We start from the raw sequence: 20,519 nt of genomic DNA on the forward strand, positions 1-20,519 counted from the left end.
GAGGGAGCCCAGATGCGGGCATCTGGGCTCTGCGGTTCGGAAGGCTCCTAGCGACGGTGCGTAAACTTCTTGGTATAGGAGCAGTTGTCCGGCCTCAGGCTGCCGCGATTTCGGCAAACCCGGATCTCCGCGTCTTCGGTGTAGCGCTGGGCTCCGTCCCAGTTCGAGTGGTGCAGGACGACGGTCTTGCCCTGCTTCCCCTCATATCGCACCCAGGGATGGGATTCGACGCGCACCAACATGTACACGTTGTGACCGTCGCTCCTCGTGTCGCTCAACTTGCCGTTCCACTCGAAGGAACCGTGGTTCCGCTGTGGCGGATTGAACCGGTAGCGGCCCTCCAGAAAGCTGGCCCCGGCGGTGTTCAGCGAGCCCATGCGGTGCCACGAGTCCGCCACTGCACTCCCCGCCCCGACGACCAGTAGCCCTGCGGCCACGACTCCGAGTAGCGCCCTCTTCATCGCTGCACCCTTCTGTACGTCCAGAAGCCCCGTCGGCTTCGGCCGCTACAGAAGGTAATGGATCAATCACATGCTGAAACCTTAAGTCACCAAGCACCATCACAACAGGTGATCGACTTCCAGCCACCCCGTCCCAAACCCACCCCAAGCTGCCGGGGCGCAGCACAAGAGGGCGGCACCCCCGCACAGGGTGCCGCCCTCCTCTTGCGTGCCGGAGCCGCCGTCGATCGGTACTGAGGGTCGGGGACCGACGACGGCTCCGGGGTCTAGCGGGGGATCAGCGGTGGTCGCTGCCCGCCGACTGCGTGGCCGCCCGGCCGGCCTCCAGCCGGGCCACCGGGATCCGGAACGGGGAGCAGGAGACGTAGTCGAGGCCGACCTCGTGGAAGAAGTGCACCGACTCCGGGTCGCCGCCGTGCTCGCCGCAGACGCCGAGCTTGAGGTCGGGGCGGGTCTCGCGGCCCGCCTTCGCCGCCGCCCTCACCAGGGAGCCGACGCCGTCCTTGTCGATCGTCTCGAACGGGGAGACCCCGAAGATGCCCTTCTCCAGGTAGGCCGTGAAGAAGGAGGCCTCCACGTCGTCCCGGCTGAAGCCCCACACCGTCTGGGTCAGGTCGTTGGTGCCGAAGCTGAAGAACTCCGCCGCCTCCGCGATCTGGCCCGCCGTGAGCGCGGCGCGCGGCAGCTCGATCATCGTGCCGATCGACAGCTTCAGCGACACGCCCGTCGCCGCCTCGACCTCGGCGACGACCTGGTCGGCCTCGTCGCGGACGATCTCCAGCTCCTGGACGGTGCCGACGAGCGGGATCATGATCTCCGCGCGCGGGTCGCCCTTGGCGTTCTTGCGCTCGGCGGCGGCCTCGGCGATGGCGCGGACCTGCATAGTGAACAGGCCGGGGATGACCAGGCCGAGGCGTACGCCGCGCAGGCCCAGCATCGGGTTCTGCTCGTGCAGCCGGTGCACCGCCTGGAGCAGGCGCAGCTCGTTCTCGTGCGGCTCCTGGCGGGACTCCGCCAGCGCCACGCGCACCGACAGTTCGGTGATGTCGGGCAGGAACTCGTGCAGCGGCGGGTCGAGCAGCCGGATGGTGACGGGCAGGCCGTCCATCGCCTCGAACAGCTCCACGAAGTCCTTCTTCTGGAGCGGGAGGAGCTGCTTGAGGGACTCCTCGCGCTCGGTCTCCGTGTCGGCGAGGATCAGGCGTTCGACCAGCTCACGCCGGTCGCCGAGGAACATGTGCTCGGTGCGGCACAGGCCGATGCCCTGGGCGCCGAAGCGGCGCGCCCGCAGGGCGTCCTCGGCGTTGTCGGCGTTCGCGCGGACGCGCAGGCGGCGCTTGCGGTCCGCGAAGGCCATGATGCGGTGGACCGCCTCGACCAGCTCGTCCGCGTCGTCGGCGCCGGCGTGCATCCGGCCCTCGAAGTACTCCACCACCGGGGAGGGGACCACCGGGACCTCGCCCAGGTAGACCTTGCCGGAGGAGCCGTCGATCGAGATGACGTCGCCCTCCTCGACGACGTGGCCGCCCGGCACCGTCATCCGGCGTCGCTTGGTGTCGACCTCGAGCTCCTCCGCACCGCAGACACAGGTCTTGCCCATGCCGCGCGCGACGACCGCCGCGTGGGAGGTCTTGCCGCCCCGGGAGGTGAGGATGCCCTCGGCCGCGATCATGCCGTCGAGGTCGTCCGGGTTCGTCTCACGGCGGACCAGGATCACCTTCTCGCCCGAGCGGGACCACTTCACCGCGGTGTACGAGTCGAAGACCGCCTTGCCGACCGCCGCACCCGGCGACGCCGCGATGCCGCGCCCCACCTGCTGCGTCTTCGCCTGCTCGTCGAAGCGGGGGAACATCAGCTGGGCGAGCTGGGCGCCGGTGACGCGCTGCAGCGCCTCCGTCTCGTCGATCAGGCCCTGGTCGACGAGCTGGGTGGCGATGCGGAAGGCGGCACCGGCGGTGCGCTTGCCGACGCGCGTCTGGAGCATCCACAGCTGACCGCGCTCGATCGTGAACTCGATGTCGCAGAGGTCCTTGTAGTGGTTCTCCAGCGTCTCCATGATGCCGAGCAGCTGGTCGTACGACTTCTTGTCGATCTGCTCCAGTTCGGCCAGGGGGACGGTGTTGCGGATGCCCGCGACGACGTCCTCGCCCTGGGCGTTCTGGAGGTAGTCGCCGTAGACGCCCTGGTGGCCGGAGGCGGGGTCACGGGTGAAGGCCACGCCGGTGCCGGAGTCCGGGCCCAGGTTGCCGAAGACCATCGAACAGATGTTGACCGCGGTGCCGAGGTCGTGCGGGATGCGCTCCTGGCGGCGGTAGAGCTTGGCGCGGTCGCCGTTCCAGGAGTCGAAGACGGCCTTGATGGCGAGGTCCATCTGCTCGCGCGGGTCCTGCGGGAAGTCGCGGCCGGCCTCGGTCTTGACGATCTTCTTGAAGCGGGTGACCAGCTTCTTGAGGTCCGCCGCCTCCAGCTCGGTGTCGACGGTGACCTTCTTCGCCGCCTTCGCCGACTCCAGCGCGTCCTCGAAGAGCTCGCCGTCGACGCCGAGGACCGTCTTGCCGAACATCTGGATGAGACGGCGGTAGGAGTCCCAGGCGAAGCGGTCGTCGCCGGCCTGGGCCGCGAGGCCCTGGACCGACTTGTCGGAGAGGCCGATGTTGAGGACCGTGTCCATCATGCCGGGCATGGAGAACTTGGCGCCGGAGCGGACGGAGACCAGGAGCGGGTTGTCGGCCTGGCCGAGCTTCTTGCCCATCCGCTCTTCGAGGGCCTCGAGGTGTGCACTCACCTCGTCACGCAGTGCCGCCGGCTCCTCGCCGCTGTCGAGGTAGACCTTGCAGGCCTCGGTCGTGATGGTGAAGCCGGGCGGGACGGGAAGGCCCAGGTTGGTCATCTCGGCGAGGTTGGCGCCCTTGCCACCGAGGAGGTCCTTGAGGTCCTTGTTGCCCTCGGTGAAGTCGTAGACGAACTTCACGCCCTCAACGCTCGCGGCCTGATCGGCTACCGGGAGATCTTTGTTTTCCGACACGGGTCTCGACTCCTCGAGGACGCGGTGGCTGCCCTGACGGCCAGGAACATACCCAGATCAAAGGCGCCTGGGTACGTCCACTTGCGCGTCATGCGCCTGTAACCAGTCGTCCGCCACGGGATCGAAAGTCAAGGCTTGGCAAGCGCAGGGCCGCCGATGTTTTCACTTCTTGAACGCGACCTATCCCAAGCGTCCCATTCAGCGCTCACATGAGCGCCGTTCGGCACGCCTGATTTCGATCGATGAACGATCAAGGGGTGGCACGGAGTGCCACCCCTTGGAGAAGTACAGTCGGCCAAGATCCGCTCATCTGAGCGCTACCCCTATCAAGGGTGGCGAGAATCACGCTTCCTGGAGCCATCGAATTTCACCATCCGGACGCGCCTCGGGACGGAGACAGGAGCGGAAACACCCCTGTCACACGGCCCCCGTCCCCTGAGCGTCCCTCACACCCCCAGCGCCAGCAACCGCTCCTCCACCCGCTCCGGCGCGTACAGGTGCTCCACGACCAGCGCACCCGCCCCCACCAGCCCCGCCCGCTCCCCGAGCCGCGAGGTCACGACGTCCAGACGGGCGGTGGAGCGCGGCAGCGCCCGCTGGTAGAGCAGCTCGCGCACCCCGGTCAGGAAGGGGGTTCCCGCGAGGTCCCCGGCGATCATCAGGACACCGGGGTTCAGCAGGGTCACGACCGTCGCCAGCACCTCCCCCACCCGGCGCCCGGCCTCCCGTGCCAGCGCCGCCGCCTCCGGGTGCCCGGCGGCCAGCAGGTCCCGCACGTCCGACCCGGACTCCGCCCGCACCCCCTTCTCCGCCAGCCGCCGGGCGACCGCGCCGCCGCTCGCGAGGGCCGCGAGACAGCCGTACGACCCGCAGCGGCACAGCGCCTCCGCGCCCTCGGGGACCCGGATGTGCCCGATGTCCCCGGCGCCGCCGTCGATCCCCCGGAAGATCGAGCCGTCGACCACGACCCCCGCGCCGATGCCGGTCGACACCTTGACCAGGACGAACGCCGAGCAGTCGGGGTGTCCGGTGCGCTGTTCGCCGTACGCCATGAGGTTGGCGTCGTTGTCCACCAGCACCGGGACCGCCGGGGGGAGCCCCGGGGCCGCGAGCCGTGCGGCGGCGAGCCGTGACGCAGGGTGCCCCGGAGCCGCGCCGGACCCCGGCCGCCCCGGCACCGCGTGCCCCGCCGCGCCGTCCGTCCGCTCCGCGAACGCTCTCGCCAGGCGGCCTCGTATGTCGTAGCCGTCCCAGCCGGGCATCATCGGCGGCTGCACCACCCGGCCCGTCTCGCTGTCCACCGGACCGGGCACGGCCAGTCCTATGCCGCAGACCTCCTCCGCCCGGTGACCCGCCTTCACCAGCAGCTCGGCGAACCAGCCGCCCAGCTCGCCGAGCACGACGTCCGGGCCGTCCTCGACGGCCAGCGTCCCGGAGTGCTCCGCCAGCATCTCGCCGGTCAGGGACAGCACGGCCGCGCGCGCGTGCCGGGTGTCCAGGTCGGCGGCGAGCACCACCGCGTGCGCGTCGTCGAACTCCAGGGTGATCGAGGGGCGGCCGCCCAGCGGTGAGTCGACCGGGCCGCCGGCGCCCTCGCGCAGCCAGCCCGCGCGGAACAGGCGGTCCAGGCGCTGGCCGACGGTCGCGCGGGAGAGGCCCGTCGCCTGCTGGAGGGCGCCGCGTGTGGTCGCCCGCCCGCTGCGCACCAGTTCCAGCAGATCTCCGGCGCTGGCCTGACCACCGGCCCTGCCGGTCCGTCCCGGACGCCCAGTCATGCACACCCCCTTGTGTTTCTCAAGCTTGCATTACATATTGAGTTTTGCGTGTTAAATAGACGTAACCCTACGGTAGCCCCTGCCGAACCAGGTGGCCTTGTCGTCTTCGGGGAGCCCCGAGTGGATCGCACCGCCCAGCTCATCGCCCCTCCGGCGGAGTACACCGCTGTATACGATCCGGCGGCTCCGCCGGGTTCGCCGCACCTCAGGGCACTGCGCCGCGGGGCGGTGGAGGTGCTGGAGGGCAACTGGACGGGCACGTCGACCGTGCCCTCCCGCCGGCTGTACCCGCACCAGTGGTCCTGGGACTCGGCCTTCATCGCGATCGGGCTGCGGCACGTCTCGCCGCGCCGGGCGCAGACCGAGCTGGAGACGCTGCTGGACGCCCAGTGGGGTGACGGGCGGATCCCGCACATCGTCTTCAACCCCTCCGTGCCGCTCGACGCGTACTTCCCGAGCCCCGACTTCTGGCGCTCCTCGACCGCGGGGCGCGCTGCGGGCGCCCCGCGCACCGTACAGACCTCGGGCATCGTGCAGCCACCGGTGCACGCGCTCGCCGCCTGGCTGGTGCACCGCGCCGACCCGGGGCTCTCCCGGGCACGGGGCTTCCTCGCCCGCGTCTACCCGCGGCTGGCCGCCTGGCACCGCTATCTGCTGCACCGGCGCGACCTCGGCGGGGGCGGGCTCGTGTCCGTCGTCCACCCGTGGGAGCAGGGGATGGACAACGCGCCCTCGTGGGACGCCCCGCTCGCCCGGATCACCCCGGCGCCGGCCCGCTCCTTCCGGCGCGCCGACCTCGACCACGGGGCCGCCGAGGACCGGCCGACGGATCTCGACTACGGGCGGTACGTACGGCTGGCGGCGGACTACCGGGACGGGCGGTACGCCGACGGGGACGGCGACTTCGCCGTCGAGGACCCCTCCTTCAACGCGCTGCTCATCGCCTCCGAGCACGCCCTCGCACGGATCGCGCGGGAACTGGGGGCGACGGCCACCGCCCGCCACGCGCGCGCGGAGCGGCTGACGGCGGCGCTCGTCGAGCGGCTGTGGGACCCGGCGGAGGGCATGTTCTTCTGCCGTGACCTGCGGGGCGGGGTGCTCGTGCGCGAGCGGGGCGTCTCCGGACTCGTCCCGCTGCTCCTGCCCGGACTGCCGCGCGAGGTGGTCACGGCCGTCGTGGGCACCCTGCGGGGTCCGCACTTCGGTGTCGGTACGACGACCCGGCTCGTCCCCAGCTACGACCTGCTGGGCGAGGCCTTCGACCCGCACCGCTACTGGCGCGGCCCGGCCTGGTTCAACACCGGCTGGCTCCTGGAACGGGGCCTGCGGCTGCACGGGCACACCACCGACGCGGACGCGCTGCGCCGGGCCGCCCTGGACACCGCGCTCACCACGGACTTCGCCGAGTACGTCAACCCGTACACCGGCGAGGCCTGCGGCGCGACCGGCTTCAGCTGGACCGCTGCGCTCACGCTCGACCTGCTCCACCAGCACACCACGGCCATCAAGGGAGGGGACCGGGGATGACGGACCGGCATCATCTGCTCGTGTACGGCGGGACGTTCGCCGCCGTGGGCGACCGCGGGGACATCAGCGGCGTACGGGGCGCCGGCTCCTCTCCGGAGGGGGTGTTCGTCAGGGACGCCCGGCACCTCAGCCGGTGGCAGCTGACGATCGACGGCGCGGTCCCGGAGGCGCTCGCGCCGGTCGCGGGCGGGGACACCGTGCGCTGTGTGCTCGTCCCGCGCGGCGGGCGCAACGAGCCGCCGTCCTGCACCCTCTTCCGTGAACAGGCCGTCGGGGACGGGGCGTTCGTGGAGTCGGTCAGGGTCGTCAGCAACCGGCCGGTGGCGACGACGGTCCGGCTGGCCCTGACCGTCGACGCGGACTTCGCCGACCAGTTCGAGCTGCGCTCCGACCACCGTACGTACGCCAAGACGGGAGCCGTCCGCCGCCGCCAGGTCCTCGACGACGGCGTGGAGTTCACCTACCGGCGCGGTGAGTGGAAGTCCTGTACGACGGTGACCGCCGAGCCCGCCCCGGACGGCGTCGAGGAGACCGGCACCGGGGCCCGCCGCCTGGTGTGGAGTCTCGAGCTGGAGGCGCACGGCTCCGCCGAGCTGGTCCTGCGGGTGATGGCCCGGCCGCACGGCGAGAAGCGAGCGCTGCGGGTACCCCGCTCCCCTTCCGCAATGGCCGAAAAGCTACTTGCGCAGGAAGGCGACTTCATGGAAGGTGTCGCTTTTCCTACGGAATGGCCCGAACTGGCGACCGCCTGTGTTCGAGGGCTCGCGGATCTGGCCGTGCTCCAGGTCCACGCGACCGGCCCGGACGGCGAGGAGCTGCGCGTCCCGGCCGCCGGAGCCCCCTGGTTCCTCACCCTGCTCGGCCGTGACGCCCTGCTCACCTCCCTCTTCGCCCTCCCGTACCGCCCGCAGCTCGCCGCCGCCACGCTCCCGGCCCTCGCCGCCACCCAGGCCACCGAGACCGGCGCGCAGTCGGTGTCCCAGCCCGGCAAGATCGTCCACGAGGTGCGGCACGGCGAGCTGGCCCACTTCGGGCAGGTCCCGTTCGGCCGCTACTACGGCTCGGTCGACGCGACGCCGCTCTTCCTGGTCGTCCTCGGCGCGTACGTCGAGCAGACCGGCGACACCGCGATGGCCCGCCGCCTGGAGCCGCACGCCCGCGCCGCGATCGGCTGGATGCTGGACCACGGCGGGCTGACCTCCCGGGGCTATCTGGTCTACCGCGCCGACCAGGGCGGCCTCGCCAACCAGAACTGGAAGGACTCCCCCGGCGCCATCTGCTCCGCGGACGGCACCCGCGCCACCGGAGCGGTCATGGCGGCGGGGGCCCAGGGATACGCGTACGACGCGCTGCGCCGCACGGCGTGGGTCGCGCGCACGGTGTGGGAGGACCCGACCTACGCGGCCCTCCTCGAACAGGCGGCCGCCGACCTCCGCGACCGCTTCCAGCGGGACTTCTGGATGCCGGAGCGGTCCTTCCCGGCGCTCGCGCTGGACGGGGAGGGCCGCCAGGTCGACGCGCTGGCGTCGGACGCCGGGCATCTGCTGTGGTCCGGCCTGCTGGACAAGGAGTACGGCGAGGTCGTCGGCCGGCGCCTCCTGGAGCCGGACTTCTTCTCCGGGTGGGGCGTGCGCACGCTGGCGGCCGGGCAGCCGGCGTACCACCCGCTGTCGTACCACCGCGGCTCGGTCTGGCCGCACGACAACGCGCTGATCACGCTGGGGCTCGCCCGCTACGGCCTGCACGACGAGGCCCGCGCGGTCGCCCACGCCCTGGTCGACGCGGCGACGGCGACAGGTCACCGGCTCCCGGAGGTGCTCGCCGGCTACGGCCGCGACACCCACGCGGAACCGGTTCCGTACCCGCACGCGTGCGTACGGGAGTCCCGTTCGGCGGCGGCGCCGTTGGCGCTGCTCACAGCGGTCGGAGGGGCGTAGCGCCCACCGCGGGCGGGTGCTTGGCGTGACGTTTGCACGGTGTTTGCCGAGGACTGGCCGAGGGGGCTGAACGCGGGCCGAGGGCAGGCCGTACGAAACTGAGGCGGATCCGACTTCCCGCGTGGGATCCGCCGAACCACCGGGCTTCGTACGGAAGGACCCTCGGGTGCCTGTCTCCACTCGCTCATCCCATCCGCCGGTTTCGAGAGAACCCGAGGACGACGCCGTGCTGTCCGCGGGCGCCGAGAATTCCACGGCCGCTGAGCAACCGACGGCACCCGAGCAGCCGACGGCACCTCAGGAACCGGCGGCCACCGGTTCCTCGGCCGCCTCCGAAGCACCCGCGGCGGCCGAGGAGCCGCCGGGCTCGGCCGCCTCCACGGCCACAGCGGCCCCGGCCACCACCGAAGAACCGGCACCCGCCGAGCACCCGGCCGCGTCCGGAGCAACGGCGGCCGTCACCAGGGAACCGCTCGCGTCCGAGGAACCGGCGGCATCCAAGGAACCGGCGGCATCCAAGGAACCGGCAGCCGCCAAGGACCGGGCACCCGAAGAAGCCGCGGAGGCCACCAAGGAACCGGCAGCCGCCGATACCCCGGCCCCGTCCGGAGAAGCCGAGGACCCCGGAGAATCGGCGGCCACCGACGAACCCGCCGCGCTCGCAGAACCTGCCGCATCCGCAGAACCCGCCGCATCCGCAGAACCCGCCGCGCCCGCGGAACCCGCCGACGTCCAAGAAGCGGCGGGTACCGGGGAATCGGCGGGGGTGGCAGACCCGACGGGAATGGCAGAGCCGGCGGGGACGGCAGAGCCGGCGGGTGCCGGGGGCGGCTCCCTCAAGGCTCGTTTCGCCCGCGCGTGGGACTGGCGGGACCGGCATCCCCGGGCCGCCCGGGTGGTGTGGTGGACGGTGACCGTCCTCTCCCTCGTGCTCGTGCTCGGCGCGCTGCTGCTGCCGAACCGGCTGGCCGCGCTCCAGGTGAACCGGTTCGTCCGGCTGCCGGGTGAGGCGATCATCGGGGCGGCGGTGCTGCTGGCGCTGCCGCGCAGGCCGAGGGTGGCGCTGGCGGCGTTCGGCGGCGCGGTTCTCGGCGCGCTGACCGTGCTGAACCTGCTCGACATGGGCTTCCTGGAGTACCTGGGCCGGGACTTCAACCTGGTCCTGGACTGGGGCCTGCTGGACGACGCCCAGTCGTATCTGGCCGACACCATGGGGAAGACCGCCGCCGGCGCCGCCGCGATCGGCGTCGTCCTGCTCGTCGTCCTCGTGCTGACGCTGATGGCGCTGGCGACGGTCCGGGTGAGCGATCTCCTGGTGCGCGACACCCGGCGGGCCACCCGGGTCACGCTGATCGCGGGCACCGCCTGGATCACCTGCTCGGTGCTCGGGCTGCAGTACGCCGGGATCCCGGTCGCCTCCGAGCGGGTCGCGAACCGGCTGGAGTCCGAGGCCAGGCAGGTGCGGGCGACGATCCGGGACGAGGCGGCCTTCGGCAAGGAGGCCCGCAGCGACACCTTCGGCAACACGCCGGCCGACCAGCTCGTGCCCGATCTGCGCGGCAAGGACATGATCTTCACGTTCATCGAGAGCTACGGCCGCAGCGCCATCGAGGACCCGGTCATCGCGCCCGGCGTCGACGCGACCCTGGAGGCCCGTACCGAGGCCCTGGCGAAGGCCGGCTTCCACGCCAAGAGCGGCTGGCTGACCTCGGCGACGTACGGCGGAAGCAGCTGGCTCGGCCACTCCACCACCCTGTCCGGCCTGTGGGTCGACAACCAGCAGCGCTACCGCACGGTGATGGCGAGCGACCATCTGTCCCTCACCAAGGCGTTCCGGAAGACGGGAGCCTGGGACACGGTCGGTGTCATGCCGGGAGTGCAGAAGGGCTGGCCGGAGGCGGAGTTCTACGGTCTGGACAAGGTCTACAACGCCTTCCAGATGGGGTACCAGGGACCGAAGTTCAGCTGGTCGACCATGCCCGACCAGTACGCCCTGGAGGCGTTCCAGAAGCTGGAGCACAGCAAGAAGCGCGACAAGCCGCTGATGTCGGAGATCATCCTGACCTCCAGCCACCAGCCCTGGGCGCCGATCCCGACGATGGTCGGCTGGGACGAGCTGGGCGACGGTTCGGTCTTCAAGGACATCGAGGCGGCCGGCGAGAAGGCGTCCGACATCATCGCCGACTCCACCAAGTCCAAGGAGGAGTACGGCAAGTCGGTCCAGTACTCGGTGACCGCGCTGACCGAGTGGCTGGAGCGCTACGGCACCGACGACACCGTCCTGGTCTTCCTCGGCGACCACCAGCCCATCTCCCGGGTCAGCGGCCAGAACGCCAGCCGCGACGTGCCGGTCTCGATCGTCGCCAAGGACCCGAAGGTCCTCGACAAGATAGCCGCCTGGAACTGGACCGACGGTCTCAAGCCGGCCCACGACGCCCCGGTGTGGAAGATGAGTTCGTTCCGCGACCGCTTCCTGACGGCGTACGGCTCGACCCCGCACCCCCGCAACGGCTGATCGCCGTACGGCGGTTCAGCCGCCGGAGGTGTCCAGCTCCGCGTCCTCGCCCACGCCCGCGCAGTCGTACGGGTCCTTCAGCCAGCCGTCCGGCAGCACCACCCGGTTGTTGCCGGACGTACGGCCGCGGGGCCCGTCGGCACCGGCGGGCCAGGCCTGGCCGAGGTCCAGCTCGTCGAGCCCGGAGCGGAGTTCCTCCAGCGAGGAGGTGACGGCGAGCCGCTTGCGCATCTCCGAGCCGACCGCGAACCCCTTGAGATACCAGGCGACATGCTTGCGGAAGTCGACGACTCCCTTGGTCTCGTCGCCGATCCACTCGCCGAGCAGCGTGGCGTGCCGGACCATCACCTCGGCGACCTCGCGCAGTGAGGGACGCGCGATGTCCTGCGTACGCCCCTCGAAGGCGGCGACCAGGTCCGCGAACAGCCACGGGCGGCCCAGGCACCCCCGCCCGACCACCACGCCGTCGCAGCCGGTCTCGCGCACCATCCGCAGCGCGTCCTCGGCCGACCAGATGTCGCCGTTGCCGAGCACGGGGATCTCCGGGACGTGCTCCTTGAGGCGGGCGATGGCGTCCCAGTCGGCGGTGCCGCCGTAGTGCTGGGCGGCGGTGCGGCCGTGCAGCGCGATGGCGGTGACGCCCTCCTCGACGGCGATCCGGCCGGCGTCGAGGTAGGTGATGTGGTCGTCGTCGATGCCCTTGCGCATCTTCATCGTCACCGGGAGGTCGCCGGCGCCGGCGACCGCCTCGCGCAGGATGGCGCGGAGCAGGTTGCGCTTGTAGGGGAGGGCGGAGCCGCCGCCCTTCCTGGTGACCTTCGGGACCGGGCAGCCGAAGTTCAGGTCGATGTGGTCGGCGAGGTCCTCCTCCGCGATCATGCGGACGGCCTTGCCGACGGTCGCGGGGTCGACGCCGTACAGCTGGATCGAGCGCGGCTTCTCGGTCGCGTCGAAGTGGATCAGCTGCATGGTCTTCTCGTTGCGCTCGACCAGCGCCCGGGTGGTGATCATCTCGCTCACGAAGAGGCCCTTGCCCCCGCTGAACTCCCTGCACAGGGTGCGGAAGGGCGCGTTGGTGATGCCGGCCATGGGGGCCAGGACGACGGGCGGCAGGACGGCGTGCGGGCCGATCCGCAGGGTCGTGTTCTTCGTGGGCGCGGTCGTGGGCATTCCCCCATTGTCACGCATCGGCCGGGGTGCCCGGCGGGCGCCGGGACAGCACCCGACATGATCATGTAACAACCATTAGTTAGACGCACTATCGACACGCGCGTACGATGAGGCGCATGCCCGAGCTCAGCCCTCGCCGACGTCTGCTGGTCCTCGCGATCTGCTGTATGAGCCTGCTGATCGTGAGCCTCGACAACACCGTCCTCAATGTCGCGCTGCCCTCGATGGAGCGCGACCTGCACGCCTCCACCGCCGGCCTGCAGTGGACGATCGACGCCTACACGCTGGTCCTGGCCACCCTGCTGATGCTCGCGGGCTCCACGGCCGACCGCATCGGCCGCAGGAAGGTGTTCATGGCGGGCCTGGTGGTGTTCTCGCTGGGCTCGCTGCTCTGCTCCCTCGCCCCCGGTCTGGGGCTGCTGATCGCGGCCCGGATGGTGCAGGCGGTCGGCGGCTCGATGCTGAACCCGGTCGCCATGTCGATCATCACCAACACCTTCACCGACCCGCGTGAGCGCGCCCGCGCGATCGGCGTGTGGGGAGCGGTCGTGGGCATCTCCATGGCGGCCGGCCCGCTGCTGGGCGGTCTGCTGGTGGAGTCGGTCGGCTGGCGCTCGATCTTCTGGCTCAACCTGCCGGTGGGCCTGGCGGCGCTCCTGCTCACCCTCCGCTACGTCCCCGAGTCCCGTGCCCCGAAGGCCCGCCGCCCCGACCCGGTCGGCCAGTTGCTGGTCATCGCGCTCTTCGGCTCCCTGACGTACGCGATCATCGAGGCGCCCGAGGCGGGTCTCGCGGTCAGCGGCCCCTTCGCGGCGGTGGCCCTGGCCGCGCTGACCGGCCTGCTGATCTACGAGCCCCGCCGCGCCGAGCCCCTCATCGACCTGCGGTTCTTCCGCTCGGCGCCGTTCAGCGGAGCGACGGTGGTGGCGATCAGCGCGTTCGCCGCGCTGGGCGGGTTCCTGTTCCTGTCCACCCTGTATCTGCAGAACGTGCGGGGCCTGGACGCGCTGCACGCGGGTCTGTGGATGCTGCCGATGGCCGTCCCGACGTTCCTGTGCGCGCCCCTGTCCGGCCGTCTCGTGGGCACCCGCGGCCCCCGGCTGCCCCTGGTCGTCGCGGGGAGCGCGCTGACGACGAGCGCGCTGCTGTTCGCCGCGTTCGACGCGGAGACGTCGAACGTGACGCTGTTCCTCGGGTACGTGCTGTTCGGGGTGGGCTTCGGCTTCGTGAACGCGCCGATCACGAACACGGCGGTGTCCGGGATGCCCCGCAGCCAGGCGGGGGTGGCGGCCGCGGTCGCGTCCACCAGCCGTCAGCTGGGCCAGACCCTCGGCGTCGCGGTGGTCGGGGCGGTGTTGGCGGCGGGCGTGAGCACGACGTCGTACCGCGAGACGTTCGTCGCGGCCGCGGTCCCCGGCTGGTGGATCCTCACCGTCTGCGGTCTGTCGGTGCTCGTCCTCGGTGTCCTGACGACCGGTCCGTGGGCCAGGCGGACGGCCGAGCGCACGGCGGAGCGCCTGGAGGCCAGGGACGTCCGGGAGGCGGCGGGCGTCAGCGCCTGACCTCGCGCCGCGCTCCCGGCCACGGCGGGGTCACCGCGGACCGGGTCCGCTGAACATCAGGTGCAGCTTCTCCAGCCGCTCGCGGGTCACCTCGTCCACCGGCGTGTACGTCACCATCCGGGCCCCGTGCTCCGGGCCGAGCCACAGGTCCGTGTGACAGACGGTGAGGAGGCCGACGTAGGGGTTGCGGAACTCCTTGGTCTTGGTCCGGTTGACCACGACCTCGTAGCGCTCCCAGTTCTCGCGGAACTCCGGGGACTCCTTCTGAAGCCGCTTGACCAGCATCTTCCAGGCCGGCTCGGAGAGATGACCGGCCATGGAGGCGCGCAGCTTGGCCGCCATCAGGCGCGTCGTCTCGTCGAAGTGGACGATCGCGGACCGCCAGTCGGGGTTCGTGTGCACCAGGAGCATGCAGTTGCGGTCCTCGGGCGCGATGGCGTCGAGGTCGCAGAACAGGCGGGCGTAGGTGCGGTTGTAGGCCAGGATGTCGTAGCGGCTGTTCTGGACGCAGGCGGGCAGCGGGTCGAGCTGGTCCAGCGTCATGCGCACGGAGTCGCTGACGCCCTCGCAGTACGCGGCGGGCGTCGGATCGATGGCGCCGGCCAGCTGGAAGAGGTGGACGCGCTCGGTCTTGTCGAGCATCAGCGTGCGGGCGAGGGCGTCCAGGACCTGGACGGAGACATGGATGTCCCGGGCCTGTTCGAGCCAGGTGTACCAGGTGACGCCGACCGCCGAGAGATGGGCGACCTCCTCACGGCGCAGCCCGGGCGTGCGGCGGCGGGCGCCGCGCGGGAGGCCGACCTGTTCCGGGGTGATCCGCTCGCGGCGGCTGCGCAGGAAGGCGGCGAGTTCATGGCGCCGTATCTCCGAGCTGCTGTTCCGCGGGGCGGCCGCCGTCTGCCGGAGCGACTCCTGGGCCATCGTCGTCATGCCTCCAGCGTGCCGCCGTCCGGACCCTGTTGCCAGGTACTCCTTCTACCAGGATAAGGACACTCTGGTACCCGTCTGGGGCGCGGCGCAGGCTCGGGGGCGTGACTGAGACAACCCGGACCACCACCACCGCCGCCCCGCCGGGCGCCCGCGGCTCGTCGGCCGCCCACGCCCTCGGCTCCCTCGGGCTCTTCACCGTGCTGCTCGGCGCGGCCCTGCCCCTCATCGACTTCTTCATCGTCAACGTCGCCCTGCCCACCATCGGCCGCGACCTCGCCGCGAGCGAGTCCGTCCTGGAACTCGTCGTCGCCGGGTACGGGGTCGCCTACGCCGTGCTCCTCGTCCTCGGCGGCCGGCTCGGCGACCTCTTCGGCCGGCGCCGGCTCTTCCTCGGCGGGATGGCCGCCTTCGGTCTGACGTCGCTGGCCTGCGGACTCGCGCCCGAGGCCTGGTCGCTGGTCGCGGCGCGGGTCGCGCAGGGCGCCTCGGCGGCCGTCATGGTCCCGCAGGTGCTCGCCACCATCCAGTCCGCCACCGAGGGGACGCGGCGTGCCAGGGCGATGAGTCTCTACGGCGCGACGGCCGGCCTGTCCATGGTGGCGGGCCAGATCCTGGGAGGCGTCCTGGTCGCGGCGGACATCGCCGGCACGGGGTGGCGTTCCGTGTTCCTGGTGAACGTCCCCGTGGTGGTCGTGGGCCTGGTCCTCGCCGTCCGTGCGGTCCCCGAGACCCGCTCCCCGCATCCGGAGCCGGTGGACGGTCCCGGCACGGTCCTGCTCGCCGCGGCCCTGCTGACCCTTCTCGCGCCGCTCACCGAGGGCCGGGCGGCGGGCTGGCCGCTGTGGACGTGGCTGTCCCTGGCCGCGTTCCCGCTGGTGGCGGCGGCGTTCTACGCGGTGGAGCGCCGGGCCGACCGGCGCGGCCGTACGCCGCTCGTACCGCCGAGCCTGCTCGCGCTGACGACACTGCGGCGCGGGCTGACGATCATGGCACCGCTGGCCGTGGGCTTCAGCGGGTTCATGTTCGTGGTGGCGGTGGCGCTGCAGGGCGGGGCGGGCCTGGGCCCGGTCCGGGCCGGACTGGCGCTCGCGCCGATGGCGCTGGCGTTCTTCGCCGCCTCGCTCGCCGGTCCCCACCTGGTGGCCCGGTTCGGGTCGCGGGTGGTGACGGCGGGGGCGGCGCTGCAGGGCGTGGGCATCCTGCTGATCGTGCTCGCGGTCCGCGCCGACTGGCCCGACGTGGGCCTCATGGGCCTGCTGCCGGGTACGGCGGTCGCGGGTGCCGGCCAGGCGTTCCAACTGCCCGTCGTCATGCGGATCGTGATGTCCGAGGTGCCGCCGGCCCGGGCGGGCGTCGGCAGCGGGATGATGGTGACGACCCAGCAGGCGTCGCTGGCACTGGGCGTGGCCACCCTCGGCACCCTCTTCCTCTCCCTGGTCCCGGGGATGGGCATGCGCGACGCGCTGGTGACGACGCTGGCCGTGCAGGTGGGCGGGGTGGTCCTGACGGGGCTGCTCAGCCTGCGGCTGCCGCGCGGGGTGAGGTGAGTCCGGTGGCGGCCCCGCACTACGGCTTGGCCAACTCATCCGGCCGAACCCCCCGTTGATGTTGTTCTTGCGGCACACTCCATGCCTGCCGGAGCAGGGAAGGGACGGAACAGGTGACAGGAGGCGTCGTGCCGTCGATCGACTCGAGCAAGGTGAGCCGCTGGGACCAGCACGGGCGCGAGCACGTCGTGCGGGTGCAGCGGACGGGAGTGCAGCGCACCCTCAGATGTGACACCTGCGGCTGGCGCAAGGGCGCCCAGTTCCTGCCGTGGCTCAAGGCGGCGGAGCATCTCGCCGAGGTCCACCAGGCGACGGTGGACCCGGCCGGAAGCTCTCCTCGATCTCGGTGAACTCCTTCTCGTAGGCGTAGCCGCCGTCGGGCAGCGCCTCACGCAGGGCGGCGAGGTCGGAGGGGCGCAGCAGCGGGAAGGCGTTGTCGGGCAGGAGCACCAGCAGGTCGGCGGTGTGCGCGGCGAGCCAGTCGGTCAGCCCGAACTCCCGTGCCAGGCGGAGGAGTTCGATGACGGCGACGGGGTGACAGGCGGCGATGTCCGGGAGCAGGGGGTCGGCGACACAGGCGTCGAAGACACCGACCAGCCGGCCGCTGCCGTCGCGGTGGAGCTGTCCGAGGAAAGAGGTGGTGCGGCCCGCCCGGGTCAGTCGCACCAGCATCACCGGGTGGGTGAGGGGGTCCTGGACGGCCTGCGCCTGGAGCGCGGCGACCTCCGCGCCGAGTGCGCGGTCCCCTCGCCCCAGGAGGCGTTCCACGCAGCGTGAGAGGGTCGCCCGCAGCGAGCCGGCGCTGACCCTTCCGAGGCACCGGTTCAGCAGTCCCACCACCGTCAGCAGGTCCTGGTCGGTCATTCCGTCGGCGTCGTGCACGAGCCGCTCGCAGACCGCCTCGAGCATGAGCTCGCCTTCGGCGGCCGGCAGGGCCGGGACGATGTCCAGGCAGCGGAGGTATAGGTCCGGCAGGCTGGAGGAGTCGTACACGTCGTGGGCGAGCAGGGCGGTCAGTGTCTGGGCCGCCGACCGCAGCAGCCCGCCCGGAGCCGCGGCGTGGACGCGCAGCGCGCTCGGCAGCCGGTGCAGCAGGGGGTGGGCCGCGTCCAGCAGCAGCTCCGCGTCGCGGTCGCCGACGAACATGACCCGTCGCGCCACGTTCGGGACGTCGTCGTCCGCCCCGCCGTCCACCGCGTACGGGCCGACCGTGGGCCCTGTCCCCGGGAAGCCGAGCGGCCAGCCGAGGTCGTGCTGGACGAAGGGCACCCGGCGGGTGCCGAGGAGCAGGTCGGGTCGTACGTCGTCGCCGGAGCCGTCCTCCGGCGTCCGCCAGACCCGTTCCGGACGCAGCGAGGACGTGTACACGTCCCACGACTCCTTGGAGAGCTGGGACTGCCACAGCAGGGTCTGACGGCGCCACCGGTCGACCAGGTCGTCGGGCCCCAGGAAGTCCGACGCGTGCAGCCGCCCCGCCGCGAGCACCGCGATCAGCAGCAGGTTGGCTCCGTAGACGGCGTCACGGTACGCCCTGGTCTGGCGGGTGGGGGCGTGCGCGGGGCCGGTGCGGTGGGCGTTCTCCCAGGGCACCTCGCGAAACAGGGCGCGGAGCCGGCCGGGCAGTGCCGCCCGTTCCGGTGCCGGCCACCCGGCGGTCATGTCGACGAGGTTCTGCACGATCTGGGCCCGGTCGGTGAGCGGGGTGAAGGACAGCAGCGCGTACAGCTCGCCGTCGTCGGGGAGCAGGGACGGCAGTCGGCGCAGGGCCCGTTCCACGAGGCGGGCGGTCAGATGCTCGCCGAAGGTGGCGTGCATGAACTCGTAGCTGCGCAGCCGTTCTTCGGCGACGACGGCCTGCGCCTCGTGCACGAAGAAGAAGCGGCCGAAGAGGAGGTCGTCCCCGGTGCCGCCGTCCGCAAGCGCCCGCAGGTCGTCCTCGGCCTGTCCGCCCGTGATGGCCTGGGCGCCGCGCTGGAACATGCCGAGGGCGACGACCGCGAGGCGGTGCATCTCGCGCTCGGTCGCGTCCCGTTCGCCGGAGGCGGGAAGGGGGCCGTCCTTGACGATCTGTCTGCGGACGAACGTCGACAGCAGCCGGTCGTAGAGGTCGGTGCGGCTGATGTTCTCCTCCCGCAGCCGGCGCAGGGCGTTGTCGTCGGCGTCGTAGAGGGCGAGCATGAGCAGCAGGAGCGGATGGGCGGCGAGGTCGTGGTGCGGGACGAGTACGTCGCCGGAGAGCGGGCGCAGGCCGCGCCGCTCCAGGTACGCCAGGTTCGTGGTGTTCCAGGCGGTGAGCCAGCGCTCGATCTCCGGCGCGTCGAACGGCTCCAGGCGCAGCACCTGGCTCTGTGCCGGGATCTCCGCGCGGGCCGCCACGACCGTGCGGCTCGTCACGATCACGGCCAGCGGCCGGCCGGCCTCCGCCTCCCGGCGCTGGAACCACTCGACGTCCCGCAGATAGGCCCACTGCAGGGCGGAGTCGAGCCGCTGGGCGCCGGCCTGGAGCAGTTCGTCGAAGCCGTCCAGGAGGACGACCGGGAGGGCGCCCGGTTCCCGCTCCGCCCAGTCCGGCCAGCTCTCGGACCGCCCGGTGGCACGCCGCAGGGCGTGTTCCAGCTGGGTCTGCACGTCGGCGTCGGCGGGCGTGTACCGCAGTTCGACGCGGAGCGGGCGGAACTCCCGGGCCGGGAGCCGGGCCGTCAGCAGCTTGGTGAGCAGTGACTTGCCCGCTCCGGGGTGGCCGAGCACGATCAGGGGGCCGAGGAGTGCGGGGAGACCGATGAGGTGGGCGGCGAGGAACCGCTCGATGTCCTCGTACAGCGGGCGCTGCTGCCACCACTTGTCGGAGGCGGCGCCCTGCTGGAGGCCCTCGCCGCCCGGTCCGGCCAGCCGGTAGCGGGGGTTGACGTAGCCGTCGGCCAGGCTGGGCAGTCCGGGCCCGCGCACGTCGAGAGTGGTGATCGGCCCGTCCAGCAGCGGGCGGGCGGCCGCGGGCAGGTCGTCCCGCCCGGCGAAGCGCGCGAGCATCGCCCCCAGCCCGGCGAGGCCGGTCCGTTCCTCGTCGGCCTCGCCGGCCCCGCCGGCCCCGTCGGGGTCCGGAGGCAGTCCGGCCGACAGGGCGAACTCGGGGCAGGCTTCGGCGAGGGGCCCGGCGAGTGCCCGGTAGGTGTCGAGGACGGCCCGGTCGGTCGGGGGCCCGACCCTGCCCATGTCGATGCCTTCCCGCAGGGCGGGGTCGGCGGGGAGCGGCGGGAGGCCGTCCGGATCCCCGGCACGGGCGGGCCAGCCGTAGGCCCTGGCGGCGCCGTTCACGACGGTTCGCCTGCCGTCGCGGACGAAGGGGTGCACATCGACGGCGGCCACCGCCACCGAGACGAGGACGACCCGCGCGGCCTGCAGCAGCGCGGCCCGCCACACGCCGTGCGCCGCGCGCACCCGTTCGGGGAACCGGTCCAGCAGGACGCTCAGGGCGTGGGGCTGGTCGGCCTCGCTCAGCAGGAGTTTCTTCAGCGAGTACGCCAGGTCGTCGTCGCCGCCCGCGAGGATGAGCACGGCACGTGAGGCGTCCATCGCGGTGGCGGCGAAGACGTCGGTCGTCTCGGGGAGTTCGGGGGTCGGCGGGACGGGGGCCGGAGCGGGTCCGGGCGCGGGGCCGGTTCGTGCGGGGCGGGTCTCGACGGTCCACACGAGTCCGTCGTGGCGGCTCTTCCACCACGGGACGTCGAGCCGTACGCCCGGTGGCGGTGTGCGCGGGTTCCCGTGCCGTTGCGCGCACAGCGTCACGATCCCGCGCACCACGTCCCAGTCGGGAGGGGTGCGCCGGCGTCCGCCCAGCAGTTCCGAGACCGAGGGCCGGGTGAGGCCGAGGGAGTCGGCGATGTCCTTCTGCAGCACCCCGCACGCCCGCACCAGCCTGCGCAGCTCGGCGCAGAAGTCCGCTACGGGTCCCGTGGGTGGTGCGGCCAACTCCCCGTTCCCTTCGGCGCGGTTCGGCGAACTGTTCCGAAGCGTACGGCGTGACCTGCGGCTTGTGCCGGGAGTTCGGCATGAGTCGGGATCGGGCTGCCGGA

At 72.1% G+C, this 20,519-nt stretch carries 13 protein-coding genes; 6 read left to right on the forward strand and 7 right to left on the reverse strand.

The window, feature by feature from the left end:
* Nucleotides 1-47: 47 nt before the first annotated feature.
* From ACFY30_RS14825 to ACFY30_RS14835, 3 genes are all read right to left on the reverse strand, one after another.
* Entirely contained in the window at nucleotides 48-461 is a 414-nt protein-coding gene (locus tag ACFY30_RS14825) for a hypothetical protein (protein WP_390845584.1), read from the reverse strand.
* A 277-nt stretch (nucleotides 462-738) separates the two neighbouring features.
* Nucleotides 739-3,486, reverse strand: a complete 2,748-nt coding sequence (gene ppdK / locus ACFY30_RS14830) for a pyruvate, phosphate dikinase (RefSeq protein ID WP_390845585.1) — start codon at nucleotides 3,484-3,486, stop codon at nucleotides 739-741.
* A 446-nt stretch (nucleotides 3,487-3,932) separates the two neighbouring features.
* Complete coding sequence (locus tag ACFY30_RS14835) at nucleotides 3,933-5,261, reverse strand: ROK family protein (RefSeq protein ID WP_390845586.1); 1,329 nt, start codon at nucleotides 5,259-5,261, stop codon at nucleotides 3,933-3,935.
* Nucleotides 5,262-5,381: 120 nt separating this feature from the next.
* Between ACFY30_RS14835 and ACFY30_RS14840 the strand changes: the two genes are divergently transcribed.
* Nucleotides 5,382-6,788 carry a hypothetical protein gene (locus ACFY30_RS14840; protein ID WP_390845587.1) on the forward strand — a complete coding sequence of 469 codons (1,407 nt, stop codon included), beginning with the start codon at nucleotides 5,382-5,384 and terminating at the stop codon, nucleotides 6,786-6,788.
* A complete protein-coding gene (locus ACFY30_RS14845; RefSeq protein WP_390845588.1) occupies nucleotides 6,785-8,725 on the forward strand; it encodes a glycogen debranching N-terminal domain-containing protein in 1,941 nt (646 codons plus the stop codon). The genes ACFY30_RS14840 and ACFY30_RS14845 overlap by 4 nt, the downstream gene beginning before the upstream one ends.
* 297 nt (nucleotides 8,726-9,022) lie before the next feature.
* Here the strand turns inward: ACFY30_RS14845 and ACFY30_RS14850 are convergent, their stop codons facing one another.
* Complete coding sequence (locus tag ACFY30_RS14850; protein WP_390845589.1) at nucleotides 9,023-9,262, reverse strand: hypothetical protein; 240 nt, start codon at nucleotides 9,260-9,262, stop codon at nucleotides 9,023-9,025.
* 247 nt (nucleotides 9,263-9,509) lie between these two features.
* On the opposite strand from ACFY30_RS14850, the gene ACFY30_RS14855 reads away from it, so the two are divergent.
* Complete coding sequence (locus ACFY30_RS14855; RefSeq protein WP_390845590.1) at nucleotides 9,510-11,240, forward strand: CDP-alcohol phosphatidyltransferase; 1,731 nt, start codon at nucleotides 9,510-9,512, stop codon at nucleotides 11,238-11,240.
* Nucleotides 11,241-11,255: 15 nt separating this feature from the next.
* Here the strand turns inward: ACFY30_RS14855 and dusB are convergent, their stop codons facing one another.
* Complete coding sequence (gene dusB, locus ACFY30_RS14860) at nucleotides 11,256-12,410, reverse strand: tRNA dihydrouridine synthase DusB (protein ID WP_390845591.1); 1,155 nt, start codon at nucleotides 12,408-12,410, stop codon at nucleotides 11,256-11,258.
* Nucleotides 12,411-12,526: 116 nt separating this feature from the next.
* Here dusB and ACFY30_RS14865 point away from each other — a divergent pair, with 116 nt between their 5' ends.
* Nucleotides 12,527-13,972, forward strand: coding sequence for an MFS transporter (locus ACFY30_RS14865; protein WP_390845592.1), 1,446 nt, complete (start codon nucleotides 12,527-12,529; stop codon nucleotides 13,970-13,972).
* A gap of 30 nt (nucleotides 13,973-14,002) precedes the next feature.
* Here the strand turns inward: ACFY30_RS14865 and ACFY30_RS14870 are convergent, their stop codons facing one another.
* The gene (locus tag ACFY30_RS14870) at nucleotides 14,003-14,902 is read right to left on the reverse strand and encodes a helix-turn-helix transcriptional regulator (protein ID WP_390845593.1); all 900 of its coding nucleotides are present in this window, start codon (nucleotides 14,900-14,902) and stop codon (nucleotides 14,003-14,005) included.
* A 101-nt stretch (nucleotides 14,903-15,003) separates the two neighbouring features.
* On the opposite strand from ACFY30_RS14870, the gene ACFY30_RS14875 reads away from it, so the two are divergent.
* Together ACFY30_RS14875 and ACFY30_RS14880 are read left to right on the forward strand one after the other, a co-directional pair.
* The gene (locus ACFY30_RS14875; protein ID WP_390845594.1) at nucleotides 15,004-16,449 is read left to right on the forward strand and encodes an MFS transporter; all 1,446 of its coding nucleotides are present in this window, start codon (nucleotides 15,004-15,006) and stop codon (nucleotides 16,447-16,449) included.
* Nucleotides 16,450-16,577: 128 nt separating this feature from the next.
* A complete protein-coding gene (locus ACFY30_RS14880; RefSeq protein WP_390845595.1) occupies nucleotides 16,578-16,799 on the forward strand; it encodes a hypothetical protein in 222 nt (73 codons plus the stop codon).
* Here the strand turns inward: ACFY30_RS14880 and ACFY30_RS14885 are convergent.
* Complete coding sequence (locus tag ACFY30_RS14885; protein ID WP_390845596.1) at nucleotides 16,723-20,415, reverse strand: NACHT domain-containing protein; 3,693 nt, start codon at nucleotides 20,413-20,415, stop codon at nucleotides 16,723-16,725. The two genes, ACFY30_RS14880 and ACFY30_RS14885, sit on opposite strands and share 77 nt — an antisense overlap.
* Between the last annotated feature and the right edge of the window lie 104 nt (nucleotides 20,416-20,519).

The organism is Streptomyces sp. NPDC000345, from assembly GCF_042898825.1.
Taxonomy (GTDB): domain Bacteria; phylum Actinomycetota; class Actinomycetes; order Streptomycetales; family Streptomycetaceae; genus Streptomyces.